The sequence below is a fragment of the Citrobacter sp. S39 genome (assembly GCF_009495675.1).
Lineage (GTDB): Bacteria > Pseudomonadota > Gammaproteobacteria > Enterobacterales > Enterobacteriaceae > Citrobacter > Citrobacter freundii.
In genome coordinates, this window is record NZ_CP045555.1 from 1,057,892 (window position 1) to 1,073,019 (window position 15,128).

A 15,128-nucleotide genomic window follows, 5' to 3' on the forward strand; every position below is an offset into this window, starting at 1 on the left:
TATTCAATTTGTAAGGGTTTTTATGAATACCAGCCTTGATATGCAGGGCCGGTTGAGCGGTGGCCTGCTTTCAGTTCAGGCACGTTCGGCTTGTCTGTTTTTCTTGTTGTTATTGCTTTTCTACAGCCAGGGGGCGTCTGCCCACGGCGTGGCGGAAGGCGACAAAGGGTACATCCAGGAAATCACCGGGATTAACATCATCCCGTTTATCTACCTTGGCGCGAAGCACATGGTGACCGGCTACGATCACCTGCTGTTTCTGTTTGGGGTGATTTTCTTTCTCTACAAAATGCGCGATATCGGGCTGTACGTCAGCCTGTTTGCTGTCGGGCACTCCACGACGCTGCTCATTGGTACGTTCTTTGATATCAGCGTCAGCGCTTATCTTATTGATGCCATTATCGGTTTGTCGGTGGTCTATAAAGCGCTTGATAACCTTGGGGCTTTCCAGCGCTGGTTTGGTTTTCAGCCAAACACGAAGCTTGCGACGCTCATTTTTGGCTTCTTCCACGGCTTTGGTCTGGCGACCAAAATTAAGGAGTTCGAAATTTCTTCCGATGGCCTTTTCGTTAACCTGATTGCCTTCAATGTCGGGGTTGAGATAGGCCAGCTGCTGGCGCTGAGCGCCATCCTCATCATCATGAGCTACTGGCGGCAGACGGCGAGCTTTTTCCGCCATGCCTACACCGCCAACGTTGTGATGATGAGCGCCGGTTTCCTGTTAATGAGTTACCAGATTTGTGGCTACGTTTTAGCCTGAGGGAGAAAAGAGAATGTATAACACCGATTTACCGACCCGCGCAGAACTGCCCTCTGCGATGAAGCTGATGCAGTCGACTATCCTTGCCGCCATTGTGGCGCTTACGCTGCTGATTACCATCGTGATGCCATCAGAGTACGGTATTGATCCGACGGGCGTTGGCCGTCTGTTGGGCCTTAAACAGATGGGTGAAATCAAAACGCAACTGGCAGAGGAAGCGGCTGCTGATAAAGCGGGTACGAGTCCACTGGCACAGCAAACAGCACCCGTAAATGAACGCCCTGTGCCGGACAACCCGCCGACAATCACGCAAAACAACTACCCGGAACTGAGCGTCCCGGCCACAACTCGTGCGCCGGAAGCGCCAGCCGCAGGAACTCAGCGCAATCAGCTGCTGATTACACTGAAGCCGAATGAAGCGGCAGAAGTGAAGATGGAAATGCGTAAGGATGCCCGGGTGGCTTACCAGTGGATGAGCTCTGGCCCAGTGAACGTCGATGCGCACGGCGATCCGGTTAACGCGCCGAAAGGGTTTTACCACGGCTATGGCAAGGACCGGCAGATAACCTCAGGGGATGGTGTGTTGCAGGCCGCTTTTGACGGGAAGCACGGCTGGTTCTGGCGAAACCGTGGTTCGCAGACGATCACGATCCAGCTGGATACCAACGGGGAGTACATGAGTATCAAGCGCGTCATCTGATTAATCGGGCCCGCATGATGCGGGCCCATTTCATTCATCCCGGCAATACAAGACTTTACACTCCAGCCTCTTACATCCTCCCCGGGGGGATGCTAATCTTTTTAAACCGTTGTGATTGTCCATTGAGAGAAGCATTCAGCGATGTACCTGATGTTTAAGCGTTCACCCCGTCATGTTCTGATGATTGTCATCATGGCCTTTGGCATGATGATGTCGTCGATGGGGACGTTTGCATCGCACGGTACAAACGGCCTGACAGGCTACGAGATGAATCTGCACGACGCAGAAGTCACCCTGACAATGCAGGATCACTCTCACGATTCGGACATCCCTCAGTCTGGCCATGCTGGCCATCATCAGACAGACCATTTCCATGAAACCCCTGGGCAGCCGCCCTCTGTGGAGATCTCCCTCTCTCCTGTAGCAGACAGATGGTTACCGCTTGCCGATCTCCGTAGCCCTGTTAAGACCACGGACATCATTTATCGTCCTCCCAGCACCCGCCAAATCTGATCGCTGTTACCGGCAGCTGTTTGCTGCCCGGATTTAATCAACTTCAGATTTAGCGGAGAGGCTATGTATAAAGACTCTATCCAGGCGCGTCGCGAGATTGCGCGGAATTTCACTGCACTCAATTATCGTATCGATCCCCTGCACTGGCAGACGCTGTGCATGGGCGTTAATCGCGACCTTCAGGCCAAAAAATTGCGTCCGAACGTTCCGGTTCCTTCGCGGCGTAAAGTCATTCCGTTCCTGAAAATGATGCATCAGGAAACGGGCTCGATGCTCAAAGCGATCCTTGCCTTTGGCTTTGATGGTCCCTGGACCTCCAGCGGCGGCTCGTTTCGCCTGGCGCGAGAAATTGGGTTCGATATCGTTCACTACGCGAAGAACATTCACCACAAAAATGGCACCGTCACCTTCCTGGAAATTGGTGCTGCCTGGGCGGGTTTTCGCGCAGAAGAAGCAGCCAGCCATCAGGCGACAATTTCCGGGCTTGCTGAGGGCTTCAGGGAGCAGCTCGGGGAGAGTGCATTCCTGCACTTCACCAATCTCACGCCGTGGCATGAATCGCTGCCAAAAGGGGTGACAGAACACCCTTACGTGACGGCTGCCGGGCTGTGTGCCCTGGAGAACCGGGGCGTTCAGGCCGGTGAGGTCGATATTATCTATTCCCAGGCGGCGGCTTACTTTGAGCAGGATTACACGGCTTTCCTTCGCAGTGCAGCCCGACTGCTGAAAGGGGATGGTGTCTTAATCTTCAATCACGACCCTGTCCTGGCGAGTGCGATGGATGAAGTCGCCCGGGAACACGGGCTGCGGCTGGTCAGACGCAAACAAATGGGGGGAATGAATGGCGCGATTGCCCGCTATCACCGACTCCGTTCGTCCCCGATGAGCCGGATGGTCTTCCCTGGCGTTAATCGGGTTCAGGATGAAGAAGTGGTCTGTGAATCACTGGTTATGTCGGCGCTTCGTCGCAGCGTGGAGGTGTAACGCCCGATATGTTGACGCGTAGACATTTCCTCACCACCACAGGAGCATTGCTGATGACAACATTACTGCCGGGGGAAACCCTGGCAGCCTCTCTGGCGGAAAGAGTCAGTGAAACATGGCAAAAAATAATCACTCGTCGCTCTGCTCAGGAGACGATAACACCGGGCTGGATCTTGCAATCTCTCGGACTTCAGAGTGGCTCAACGGAATTGCGGAGAGCCATTTTTGAACTGGTCAGGCGAATACCCTATCAGCTCGGTTCATGGAATGACCAAAGCATGAGCCTGTTTGAGCAGGGTTTTGGCGATTGTCGTCATAAAGCCGCTGCGGCCGAACGACTGCTGGTTGCCGGTGGTATTACGGCAAGGCGAAAACTGGTGCAGTTTGACTGGGCTGATTTACCCATTCCTTCGGAAATACTGGCCATTTTGCCGCAAACACAGGGGTTTCATGACACCGTGATTTTTGAGTTAAACGGGAAAACATTCCTGTTTGATGCCACCTGGGATATCGCTTTGCGCGGTGCGGGCTTCCCTGTGATGTCTTCCTGGAACGGTAACTCTGATACCTGGTCAGTGACTTCCCGGATGTCGACACAGCAAACTGTACAGATGCCGCAGTCCGGGCAGGACATTTACAGCGCTAACCAGATGAGCTGGCCGCAGCGCGAGAAGACCATGGCGTTCAATCAGGCCCTGAACAGCTGGCTCGAAGACATTCGGGCTAACCGTGACGACTGGTGCACCATCATCCACAGCGACGTTGAGGCGACCCGGTTGAGCCTGAAAACCTGCCTGGGACTTCTGAGTTAACACCTTTCTCGTCAGGAGGGGCTGCGCAGGGAGGCGGCGATAACACCTTCGACACTCTTTATGCTGCTTCAGGTATAACGCTGGGATACCTGAAGCTTTTTTACGTCATGTACACGCCCAGTGAGCGCCGAGAGTCAGCGTATCCGGCATGAATGGTTTTCGTTAACAGGCAAGACCTGACAGGTTTTTTCTCTTGCCTTATCGTTAACAGACTAAATAGCACTCAGGGCCCTGTCCCGAGTAAATGCAGCACGATCCCGGCGGCGCAACACCCGGCCAGTGTCGTCATCATTCCCAGCTTCAGACGGAACAGCGCCAGCATGGCAACACACGACAGCGCAAGTGACCAGGGATCCAGGCTGGACAGTACCGGTACCTGCAGGACCATGCCAAAGGTGCGAACGACGCTGACCTGCGTGAACAACGTATGCAGGGCAAACCAGACGGAAAGGTTGAGTATCACCCCCACGACAGCAGCAGTGATGGTGGACAGCACGGCGTTGAGTGCCTTGTTATTACGCAATGCCTCAATATAGGGTGCACCGATAAAAATAAACAGAAACGAAGGAGTAAAGGTCACCCATTTGGCTAAAATGCCGCCCAGCGTCCCGGCCACTACCGGGCTGATTACTCCTGGATCGCGGAATGCCGCCATAAACCCTACAAACTGCACAACGCTAATCAGCGGGCCCGGAGTGGTCTCAGCCATCCCCAGTCCGATTAACATTTCCCCCGGGGTAAGCCAGTGAAAATGTTCAACAGCCTGTTGCGCCACATAAGACAGTATCGCGTAAGCCCCGCCGAACGTGAGTACGGACATCTTACTGAAAAATATAGCAATATGGGTATAAACGTTATCAACGCCCATCGTCACGACAAATCCCATCAGAGGCGCCAGCCATATCAGTAAGCCAAGGAGCGTCACTTTAATGGCTCTCCTGTGTGAAGGTCGTACGTGTTCGGGAATTTCCTGAGCAAAAGCGACATCAATCGCTGCCCCTGAATCATCCACTGCATCGGACTCGCCAGGGCCTGAACGGGGCTGAAAAGCACTGAACCCGGTTTTACTCCCGATAAATCCGATCAGCGCAGCTGCCGCAATAATGAACGGAAAAGGAATAGCAAACACAAATATCGCGATGAATGACAATACAGCGACACCGACCATAGCCTGGCTTTTCAGTGCCCGTCGACCGACTCGCATAACGGCCTCCAGCACTACAGCAAGTACCGCAGCCTTGAGGCCGAAAAAAAGTGCCTGAACAATGCCAATCTGACCATAGCTGGCATAAATCCAGCTCAGTGTCCCCAGAGCCAGCAGACCAGGCAGAATAAATAATATCCCGGCAGCAAGCCCTCCCCGGGTGCGATGCAGTAACCAGCCGATATAAACGGCCAGCTTGTGTGCTTCCGGGCCAGGAACAAGGGTGCAGTAGTTGAGGGCGTGCAGGAAACGGGTTTCACTGATCCAGTTTTTTTCTTCCACCAGGATCCTGTGCATCACGGCGATCTGGCCTGCCGGTCCGCCAAAACTCAGAGCGGCAACTCGCAGCCATACCAGCAACGCTTCGCGAAAAGACACTCCGTGCCGTTCATATGCCGGTGTTTGCTGAGAGGGAAATACCGGGTCTGAAGAACTGCTGTTATTGATGTTCATGGCTATGATGACCTGTGTTGATGGATCCACACCGGAGGCTTAATGACCCGGCCTATCGTCGCTGGAGGCGCTTTTGCTGTAGGTCAGCAGAAGGCTGTCAAAAATGGGACAGGCCGCCTTCAGCAGTTGCTCATCGTCGGTGAAGGTTTCACGTAATCCCGCCAGAATACTTTCCACCCCGGCAGCCTCCGGGGGCTGGGCACCGCCGACATCAAGGTAATGCACGAGTATCCCGGTACGTGAAAGCCCCTCCTGTTCCAGAGAAAAACCAGCCAGCAGCACTTCAAAAGTTACCCTGTTATCCACATGACTGAATGTGGCCCCATCGAAGTCAAACCCGATAGCTCCGGCCGGACATTCCGCCGGATTGTCCAACCAGATAAATGTTGCCCGGGGATCAATAAAGCGCCGGATTAACCACGCACAGGCCAGTCTGTCCACCCAGGGACGCCGTCGCGTTGCCCAAACTCGCTGTTGATAATCACTTATGCGTAACTCCGGGATGGTACCGATCACCATATGTGGCTCATCAGGTGATAATATCCGGGAGCAGGCCAGCTCCAGTTCCTGGAGTGAATTGTCCGCCTGGCGCTGCGCCTCTCCCGGAAAGAAGTCGATGTCAGCAAGACCGGTAAACGATTTTCGCAGTTTGCGAACCAGTCTGAGAGTTTCCTGGACATTCCCCCCGGTCAGGGCTCCCTGTGCACGTGAGATCTCTACAAGCAGTACCGCAAAATCTTCACCACGATCGAAAAGATTGGCGAAACAGGAACCTTCAGGCTCTTCAGTATCAAGAACCAAAGCCATCCCTCCAGCATCACAGACATCCTTTGCCTGAGCATCCAGAGTCATCCTGCATGATTCTGTTTTAGGCATCAGATAGACACCATCCCGTAATACTGCCGCTCCGGATGCTTTAAGTGCGCGCCAGATCCGCATCCGGGCGGCGGAGTTTTCTGTCGGAAGTGACAGGATGAGAAGGAGGTATTTCATTTTCACTTACTACTCTCTGTTTAATGTTTCCTCACGCTTGAGGATTTATGTTGAATATATAACATAATGAAGAATACGCTACATATTTACAGTGAATAATTATAGAGCGGGCTCGCAGATGAAGTCTTTATGAGCTTTTAATCTAAGGTTAATGGCTGACGAAGGTCTCTTTTAATCCCCCCCACCAGGATAAAGCTTGTCATTTTTTTCAGCTCCCTCTATGCTTTCAATATCCCCCCCAGGGGGATATGAATTTAAGCCAAGAGATTGCCTGATGCTCAATATTCTTTCTAATCGTACCTACCGCCACCTGTTTATGGCACAGGTTATCGCCCTTATCGGCACTGGTCTGGCGACCGTTGCGCTGGGGCTGTTAGCCTACGATCTCGCCGGAGACAGGGCCGGGGCGGTTCTGGGTACCGCGCTGGCTATCAAGATGAGCGCCTACATTCTGGTTGCGCCGGTAGCGGCGGCCTTTGCCGATAAATTCCCGCGTCGCACCATGCTGGTAACGCTGGATCTGGTTCGCGCCCTCGTGGCTATGGCGCTGCCGTTTGTCACTCAGATCTGGGAAATCTACATCCTGATCTTCATTCTTCAGTCTGCCTCGGCGGCCTTCACGCCAACCTTCCAGGCGACAATCCCGGATATTCTTCCTGACGAACGCGAATATACCCGGGCGCTGTCTCTGTCACGCCTGGCCTATGATCTGGAAAGCGTAATCAGCCCGATGCTGGCGGCGGCGCTGCTGACGGTCATGAGTTTCCACAATTTGTTTGCCGGTACGGCGGTCGGCTTCCTCGCCTCAGCGGCTCTAGTTGTTTCTGTGACGTTGCCGAAGATGAAAGCGCTGACGGTCAACCGCAGCATCTATGACAAAACCACGCGAGGCATGCGCATCTTCCTGAAAACACCAAGACTGCGTGGCCTGCTGGCTCTCAACATGGCCGTGGCCGCAGCGAGTGCGATGGTTATCGTCAACACCGTGGTTCTGGTTCAGGCGGACTTTGGTCTTTCGCAGCGCTCCACCGCCATTGCGCTGGCCTTCTTCGGTGTCGGATCCATGGTATCAGCGCTGATTCTCCCCAGACTCCTCGACAAAATGAGTGACCGCATGCCGATGCTTGTCGGTACCGTGCTTTTAGTCGTTGGCCTGGGGCTGGGCATTTTCCTCAAGGATTACATCACGCTGGTTGTGCTCTGGGCGCTGCTGGGCGTGGGCTATTCGCTTTCTCAGACACCGAGTGGTCGCCTGCTGCGCCGCTCGTCCACGGCTGAAGACAGACCGGCACTGTTTGCTGCCCAGTTCGCGCTGTCGCATTCATGCTGGCTGGTGACGTATCCGCTGGCAGGGTGGGTAGGTGCAACATGGGGAACACAGGCTTCATTCATCGCTCTGACCATTGTGGCCGCGCTGTCGCTGGTTACCGCCGTACTGATTTGGCGTCCTGAGCATGAAGTTTATGCCCAGATTCACAGCCACACCGATCCAGAAACACACAACGAATCGACCCATGAGCATGATTTCGTCATTGATGATGAACACCCGTCATGGCCAAAGAAAGAGAAGTAATTCCCGCAAAACAGACAATCAGGCAGGAGAGGATAAGCCGATAAAAAGTGTGACCATGGCGTTGATACACATTATCTTATCCCCTCCACCTGGAGAGGATAAATCATGACCGTTCACGCATCACACCCTGACATTATTAAAAGACTTAAGCGTGCCGCAGGGCACCTGAAAAGCACCATCCAGATGCTCGAAGATGAAAAAGCGTGTCTGGATATCGCCCAGCAGCTGCACGCTGTGGAAAAGGCGATAACGAATGCGAAGCGTACCTTAATTCATGACCATCTGGATCACTGCCTGGAGGATGCCCTTCATGCCGACCACCACGGGTCTGAAAGTACGCTTAGCGAATTTAAAGAGATAACCAAGTATCTTTAAGGCAAGCGAAACATGACTGATTTTTCTGCTCTTTTACAGCAAGGTGTGGCGAATGCCTGGCTGTTTATCCCTAGCGCTATTCTGCTGGGTGCGCTTCACGGACTGGAGCCTGGGCATTCCAAAACAATGATGGCTGCCTTTATTGTGGCTATCCGGGGTACGGTAAAACAAGCTGTGCTATTGGGCCTTGCGGCGACAATTTCTCATACATCTGTTGTCTGGTTAATTGCCATGGGTGGGATGTATGTCAGCAAGAAATTCACCGCTGAGTCTGCCGAACCCTGGTTCCAGCTGATTTCCGCCATCATCATTCTTGCCACGGCAGCATGGATGTTCTGGCGCACCTGGCGTGGCGAAAAGCTGTGGAAGATGGAGCAGGAAGAGGAACACGGCCACGGTCATCACGATCATGACGAAACCCGCATTATCGATACGGGCCATGGCAGCGTTGAACTCTCTATTTTCGAGGAAGGCCAGCCGCCTCACTGGCGCTTACGCTCGCTCAGCGGCAGGAAATGGGAAGCCCGCGATATCTCTCTGGTCACCAACCGGGGAACAGGGACCTTTTCACAGGTCTTTGATTTCGTCGAAAAAGACGGATTTATGGAATCGGCCCTGGCGATCCCGGAGCCGCACAGCTTCGATGTTCGTCTCTCTTTGGGCCATCGCGGCCATGTACACGATTATGATGTGGAGTTCCGCGAGCATGAACACGGCCACGATCATGACCACGATCACTCCGCGCTGGAGGGACTGGATGTTAATTCCCGTGAGTATCAGGACGCTCACGAGAAAGCGCATGCGAACGACATCAAAAAACGTTTTGCTAATCGCAGCGTGACAACCGGGCAAATTATTCTGTTCGGCCTGACCGGCGGACTCATTCCTTGCCCGGCAGCTATTACCGTCCTGCTGCTCTGCATTCAGGTAAAAGAATTTACGCTCGGTGCCGCGCTGGTACTGTGTTTCAGCATCGGTTTAGCAATTACGCTGGTTTCAGTAGGCGCAGCTGCGGCGTTCAGCGTTCGTCAGGCAACAAAACGCTGGAACGGCCTGGATACGCTGGCACGTCGGGCCCCGTACTTCTCAAGCGTACTGATTGCCCTGGTTGGCATCTACATGGGTTATCACGGCTGGATCGGCGTGACCCGCTGATTTCGCCTTACAAGACTCATCTCTGAACCCACCCACCGGTGGGTTTTTTATCTCTGAAGCCCGTCACATTTTCATCCCCCTACCGGGGATAGCAATTGAGCTTTCACAGGCGCTCATTTATCATCGAAGTATCCCCCCTGGGAGGATGTAAAATCATAAATGGAACCTGCTATGCAAAAACAATACTTCAGTCAGATTCGTCATCAGTTCGTCAACATTACCGGCATGTTGCTCACTTCATTCATCGCCATTCCTGCTCTGGCAGCGCAAGGGGGCTTCTCCGCAGAGAAAGAGCCCGTTGCCACTGAGCGCATGTACGCCGGTCATAAAGTTCAGCAGGAGAATGGTCAAAGCCGTATTCAGGCCGTTTCGTCAATGCACGAAGGGGCGTGGGTAACGCTGGAAGGCAACGTCATCAGCCAGCAGCAGGATGAGTGGTACACCTTCCGCGATCCAACCGGCACCATCAAAGTTCGCATTCCGCAGAAAGTCTGGAACGGGCAGCACTTCGATGCTCAAGATCTTGTGCGAGTGAGTGGGCAAGTTGTCCATCTGAGCAGTACAGCAACAATCTCAGTAGAGAGAATTAGCAAACCATGATGATAGATAATAATTTTAATTAAATTCAGTGACATAGATATTATGGAATTTTTTTATGAATATTTTGTTGTTGTTTTTGTGGTTGAGATGTATTCTTAAAAGAGCATTTCACAACAAATAATTCATGGAATTTTTATGGCGCTTATTGAAAAAGAAGAAGCTCACATCGCGTGCAACCCATACTTTCGCACTTTCACATCAGTTATAAACAACGCATGGGAATCCTGGTTAGCTAACGATGTAGCTCGTCGCTTAGTAGATAAGCGCGCACGAGCATCTGTTTTGAGAAATGATGTACTTTTTTATCTAAAAACTGAGATTGAAGATTCAAAGCTTGATGGCATCAAGTACGTCAAAGTTCCACATCAGGAAGGATTTCTAATTGGTGATCGATACTTTGTGCGTGTTAAGAAGGGTAACAAAAGCATGCGTTCATCTAACTACCCTACTCAGCGAGCACTGGACTTTCACAACCCTGATGTTGAGCTTTTTGGCGGGCTGATACGGCTTGAGTTAATCTATATTCTTAGTGACGACGGTGTTGGAGTTGATAAAATCGTCCTTACACAAAGAAATGGAAAGTATGTGGCTTGGGCTTTAGACCTTACAGCCGAGAATGTATACAGCATTACGGATTTCGAATCCGAGCTGGATGTTGATGTTAATCAGCCCGAAACAACAGTACCTGTTGCTAAAACGGTCGTTCGTTCTAAGCGGGCAAGAAAGCAAGAGCCGAAGGTAGAAAATGGTCGTGGAGACTAAGCCAACAGCAGCCATACGCCCTGAGTTGATTGAGTTGCGTCGAAAAATGTTGGGCTTGAGCCAAAAAGAATTGGCTCAGCGCACATCTATATCTCAAGGTATGCTTTCAAAAATTGAACAAAATTTGAAGCCAGTTACTGAGGAACAAATCAGCATTATTGCTGAGGCATTATCTTGTCCGATTGCTTTTTTCACAATGTCTGAGAGGGTCTATGGTGGGCCCATAAGTGCCAGCCCGATGTATCGCAAGAAAGCATCTGTTGGTATGAAAGTGCTGGATAAACTTGTTTCAGAAGTGAATGTAAGAATTGCTCATATAAGAAAGCTTCTTCAATTTGTTGATTTTGAACCAGAATATTCTGTTCCTTACTATGACCCTGAGGAATATGAAGGAAATATAGAACAGGTCGCACGTAATGTCAGAACGGCTTGGCATATACCTCGAGGACCTATAAGAAATCTGGTTGAAGTACTTGAAAGAGCTGGAATTATCATAGTGGACTGTGACATGGAGGATACGGGGTTGTCTGGTTTGAGCTACAGCCTTGCCGGTCTTCCACGTTTGATATTCATTAACAAAAATCAACCGATGGATCGCTACCGGTTCACTCTGGCTCATGAGCTTGGGCACTTGGTTATGCATAATGCACCAAGCCCAAATATGGAAGATGAAGCTAATACTTTTGCAGCAGAGCTACTAATGCCCGCTGGTGAAATTTTAGGGCATCTCAAAGATATCAACATTGAGAAAGCTGCAGCTTTAAAACCATTCTGGCGTGTATCTATGGCAGCCCTTTTCTTCCGTGCCAAGCACCTTAACGCTATTACTGCTGGCCAAAGCGAATGGATATGGCGTCAAATGTCATTAAAAAGATACAAAATTGATGAACCTGTAAAATTAGCAATCAATGATGAAAAACCTACTCTACTGACAGCCATTATTGATCATGCAAAAGACGAATTAGGTTACGATAACAATGAGTTATCTGCTGTCTTTGGCCTTCATCCTTCTGAGGTTAAACAGCTTTATGGGTTCAACATTGAAGGCTTACATTTACGTCTCGTAAATTAAAAAAAAAGCCTGAGGATTTATTCTCAGGCTGTTGATTCAGCTAGCTAAATCAACATCAGCCTTGTTACGGGTGTTGAAAATGTAATCACCATACCACTGCATCATCTCTCTCCGCCCCTCCAAATACTGCGCATGGTTATATGTCCCACGTATCGCGTTCTTATCCACATGCGCAAGCTGTGTTTCAATCCACGCTGAGTTAAAGCCTTCTTCATGCAAGATGGTACTCATCGTGTGGCGGAAACCATGCCCTGTCAGCCTTCCTTTGTATCCCAACAACTCAATCACCTGATTAACGCTTTCCTTTGAGATCGGCTTCGTACGATCATTGCGTCCGACGAATACAAGCGGATATAGCCCCGTCAAAGGCTTCAGGGACTCAAAGAGTTCAACAACCTGATCCGACATCGGAACGATGTGAGGCCGTTTCATCTTCATCACTTCAGCAGGGATTTCCCAGAGCCGCTTTTCAAAATTGATATCCTCCCAACGGGCAAAACGTAATTCCTGAGTTCGCACCCCAGTTAGCATAATGATTTGAGTCGCAGTCTTAGTAATAACGCTGCCAGTGTACCCGGCAAGATCCTTAAGAAAGTGAGGGAGTTCTTCGGCAGTCAGGAAAGGAAAATGTGTTTTCTTTGGTGTTGCAAGGGCTGTAGCGAGATCGGGTGCTGGATTGTATTCAGCGCGCCCGGTCACGATTGCATGGCGGAATACTTCACCGCAGCGCTGTCTGACTTTGCGCATCTTTTCTAATGCACCACGCTTTTCCATACGACGAAGGGTTTCAAGCAATTCCATGGGCTTAATTTCAGCTATGGGACGCTTACCGATGTAGGGGAAAATATCCTTTTCAAAGGTATCAATAATTTCATCGCGATAACGTAATGACCAACGATCCGCTCTCAGCTGGTGCCATTCACGGGCAATAGCTTCGAAGGTATTTTCATAGTTAAGTTTCTGAGCGATTTTCTCAGCTTTCTTTACCTCCCCTGGATCACTTCCAGCAGATAGTAGCTTCTTCGCCGCTTCACGCTTTTCACGTGCTTGAGCGAGAGAAACCTCAGGATAAACGCCGAAGGCAAGGCGCTTTTCTTTGCCCGCATAGCGATACTTTAAACGCCAGTAGCGAGAGCCGTTGGTGGTTACTTCAAGATAGAGGCCTCCCCCATCAGATAGCTTGTACGGCTTCTCTTTGGGCTTGGCTGTGTCGATTTGTCGGACTGTTAGCTTCATTGGGGGCATCTCAAAATGGGGCTATAAATCATGCCCCCCATTATGCCCCCAGAATGCACTTGATTCTGATAGAGACAGTTGACCTCGGGAGAACATAATCAGCATTAATTGCGGGTATTATAGGGGATTTACTTGAGACAGTGGAGTTCAGGAGAGGCAAATTGGCGGAAGATCACAGGAGTCGAACCTGCCCGGGAACGCTGGCGTCCCCAACTGGATTTGAAGTCCAGCCACCTCACCGGAGATGACGATCTTCCGCGCCTCGATTGCTACATGGAGGCGGGGCGCATTATAGCTACTTCCAAACGTTTCCACACCCCCTCACTCACTTTTTTAACTTCCGTTTATCTATACCATGACCAGTTTCATATAAATCCTCAATAAATCCGTTAGTTACATTTCATCACATTTTTTCGACGCTACCCCGATCACAGAAAACAAGAATCGTAATTTGATAACGAGATATCGGAATACCCGCGCTCACAGGGATGGTTTACAAGAACTGTAACCGGTATCAGTGCGTGTGAAAGTGCTAACAAGGATGCGTAATGAAAAGTGAGATTCTGTCTGTTAAAGAGAAGATTGGCTACGGAATGGGCGATGCTGCCAGCCACATTATCTTCGATAACGTTATGTTATATATGATGTTCTTTTATACCGATATTTTTGGTATTCCGGCCGGATTTGTCGGCACCATGTTCTTACTGGCGCGTGCGCTGGATGCCATCTCAGACCCTTGTATGGGGCTGCTGGCCGACCGCACCCGCTCGCGCTGGGGGAAATTCCGCCCGTGGGTGCTGTTTGGCGCGCTACCGTTTGGTCTGGTGTGTGTGCTGGCCTACAGTACGCCAGATCTCAGTCTGAACGGCAAAATGATTTATGCCGCAATCACCTACACGCTGCTGACCCTGCTCTACACCGTGGTGAATATTCCCTACTGCGCACTGGGCGGTGTTATCACCAATGACCCCACGCAGCGTATCTCTCTGCAATCATGGCGCTTTGTGCTGGCGACGGCGGGCGGCATGCTCTCCACCGTGCTGATGATGCCGCTGGTGGATCTGATTGGCGGCGAGGATAAAGCGTTCGGCTTTCAGGGCGGGATTGCCGTGCTCTCGGTGGTGGCGTTCCTGATGCTGGCGTTTTGCTTTTTCACCACCAAAGAACGCGTGGAAGCGCCGCCGAGCACCACCTCGATGCGTGAAGACCTGCGCGACATCTGGCAAAACGACCAATGGCGCATTGTCGGCTTGCTGACCATCCTCAATATCCTGGCCGTCTGCGTTCGCGGCGGGGCGATGATGTATTACGTCACCTGGATTTTGGGTACACCGGAGGTGTTTGTCGCCTTCCTTACCACCTATTGCGTCGGCAACCTGATCGGCTCTGCGCTGGCAAAACCGCTGACCGACTGGAAATGCAAAGTCAGCATCTTTTGGTGGACCAACGCCGCGCTGGCGGTAGCGAGCCTGGCGATGTTCTTTGTACCGATGCACGCCAGCATCACCATGTTCGGCTTTATCTTCGTGATTGGCGTACTGCACCAGCTCGTGACGCCAATTCAGTGGGTGATGATGTCCGACACCGTTGATTACGGCGAGTGGTGCAACGGTAAACGTCTGACGGGGATCAGCTTTGCGGGCACGTTGTTTGTGCTCAAGCTGGGTCTGGCGCTCGGTGGGGCGCTGATTGGCTGGATGCTGGCAGGTGGGGGCTACGACGCCGCAGCGAAAACCCAGAACGGCGCCACCATTAGCATCATCATCGGGCTGTTCACCATTGTCCCGGCTATTTGCTACCTGCTGAGCGCCGTGATTGCCAAACGCTTCTATACCCTGAAAACGCCGTATCTGACTGAAATCATGAGCCAACTGGCGCAGGGCGCGCGTCGCAATCAGCAAGATTTTACGACGAAAGAATTACAGAACTAAGGAAC

At 51.4% G+C, this 15,128-nt stretch carries 15 protein-coding genes and 1 tRNA gene; 12 read left to right on the forward strand and 4 right to left on the reverse strand.

From position 1 onward, the window contains the following. Positions 1–22: 22 nt before the first annotated feature. From GFB57_RS04935 to GFB57_RS04955, 5 genes are all read left to right on the forward strand, one after another. Complete coding sequence (locus GFB57_RS04935) at positions 23–760, forward strand: HupE/UreJ family protein (protein ID WP_055317437.1); 738 nt, start codon at positions 23–25, stop codon at positions 758–760. A 13-nt stretch (positions 761–773) separates the two neighbouring features. After that, on the forward strand, positions 774–1,460 hold the full coding sequence (locus tag GFB57_RS04940; protein ID WP_055317436.1) for a hypothetical protein: 687 nt from the start codon (positions 774–776) through the stop codon (positions 1,458–1,460). A gap of 150 nt (positions 1,461–1,610) precedes the next feature. Further along, a complete protein-coding gene (locus GFB57_RS04945; RefSeq protein ID WP_231865355.1) occupies positions 1,611–1,973 on the forward strand; it encodes a hypothetical protein in 363 nt (120 codons plus the stop codon). A gap of 63 nt (positions 1,974–2,036) precedes the next feature. Further along, on the forward strand, positions 2,037–2,957 hold the full coding sequence (locus GFB57_RS04950; protein ID WP_055317736.1) for a hypothetical protein: 921 nt from the start codon (positions 2,037–2,039) through the stop codon (positions 2,955–2,957). 53 nt (positions 2,958–3,010) lie between these two features. Continuing rightward, positions 3,011–3,769: a hypothetical protein gene (locus tag GFB57_RS04955; RefSeq protein WP_055317735.1), complete on the forward strand. Its 759-nt coding sequence runs from the start codon at positions 3,011–3,013 to the stop codon at positions 3,767–3,769. 223 nt (positions 3,770–3,992) lie between these two features. On the opposite strand, the gene chrA is transcribed toward GFB57_RS04955, so the two are convergent. Together chrA and GFB57_RS04965 are read right to left on the reverse strand one after the other, a co-directional pair. After that, positions 3,993–5,426 (reverse strand): chromate efflux transporter, encoded by a 1,434-nt coding sequence (chrA, locus tag GFB57_RS04960; protein WP_080479044.1) that lies wholly within the window; start codon positions 5,424–5,426, stop codon positions 3,993–3,995. Positions 5,427–5,465: 39 nt separating this feature from the next. Beyond that, a complete protein-coding gene (locus GFB57_RS04965) occupies positions 5,466–6,419 on the reverse strand; it encodes a chromate resistance protein ChrB domain-containing protein (RefSeq protein WP_055317733.1) in 954 nt (317 codons plus the stop codon). 274 nt (positions 6,420–6,693) lie between these two features. Between GFB57_RS04965 and nirA the strand changes: the two genes are divergently transcribed. From nirA to GFB57_RS04995, 6 genes are all read left to right on the forward strand, one after another. Further along, positions 6,694–7,992 (forward strand): MFS transporter, encoded by a 1,299-nt coding sequence (gene nirA / locus GFB57_RS04970; RefSeq protein ID WP_055317732.1) that lies wholly within the window; start codon positions 6,694–6,696, stop codon positions 7,990–7,992. Positions 7,993–8,097: 105 nt separating this feature from the next. After that, positions 8,098–8,367, forward strand: a complete 270-nt coding sequence (locus tag GFB57_RS04975) for a metal-sensing transcriptional repressor (RefSeq protein WP_055317731.1) — start codon at positions 8,098–8,100, stop codon at positions 8,365–8,367. Between the two features lie 12 nt (positions 8,368–8,379). After that, positions 8,380–9,522: a nickel/cobalt efflux protein RcnA gene (locus GFB57_RS04980; RefSeq protein WP_061549926.1), complete on the forward strand. Its 1,143-nt coding sequence runs from the start codon at positions 8,380–8,382 to the stop codon at positions 9,520–9,522. Positions 9,523–9,681: 159 nt separating this feature from the next. After that, positions 9,682–10,122, forward strand: a complete 441-nt coding sequence (locus GFB57_RS04985; RefSeq protein WP_139108051.1) for a NirD/YgiW/YdeI family stress tolerance protein — start codon at positions 9,682–9,684, stop codon at positions 10,120–10,122. Positions 10,123–10,257: 135 nt separating this feature from the next. Next, positions 10,258–10,884: a hypothetical protein gene (locus GFB57_RS04990; protein WP_055317508.1), complete on the forward strand. Its 627-nt coding sequence runs from the start codon at positions 10,258–10,260 to the stop codon at positions 10,882–10,884. Then, a complete protein-coding gene (locus GFB57_RS04995; RefSeq protein WP_055317507.1) occupies positions 10,868–11,956 on the forward strand; it encodes an XRE family transcriptional regulator in 1,089 nt (362 codons plus the stop codon). The genes GFB57_RS04990 and GFB57_RS04995 overlap by 17 nt, the downstream gene beginning before the upstream one ends. Before the next feature lie 36 nt (positions 11,957–11,992). Here GFB57_RS04995 and GFB57_RS05000 read toward each other — a convergent pair whose 3' ends face one another. Both GFB57_RS05000 and GFB57_RS05005 read right to left on the reverse strand, forming a co-directional pair. After that, positions 11,993–13,192 (reverse strand): integrase arm-type DNA-binding domain-containing protein, encoded by a 1,200-nt coding sequence (locus GFB57_RS05000; protein ID WP_055317506.1) that lies wholly within the window; start codon positions 13,190–13,192, stop codon positions 11,993–11,995. Between the two features lie 162 nt (positions 13,193–13,354). Beyond that, positions 13,355–13,449: transfer RNA gene (locus GFB57_RS05005), tRNA-Sec, on the reverse strand. A 291-nt stretch (positions 13,450–13,740) separates the two neighbouring features. Between GFB57_RS05005 and GFB57_RS05010 the strand changes: the two genes are divergently transcribed. After that, positions 13,741–15,123 carry a glycoside-pentoside-hexuronide family transporter gene (locus GFB57_RS05010; protein ID WP_003024001.1) on the forward strand — a complete coding sequence of 461 codons (1,383 nt, stop codon included), beginning with the start codon at positions 13,741–13,743 and terminating at the stop codon, positions 15,121–15,123. The last annotated feature ends 5 nt before the right edge of the window (positions 15,124–15,128 follow it).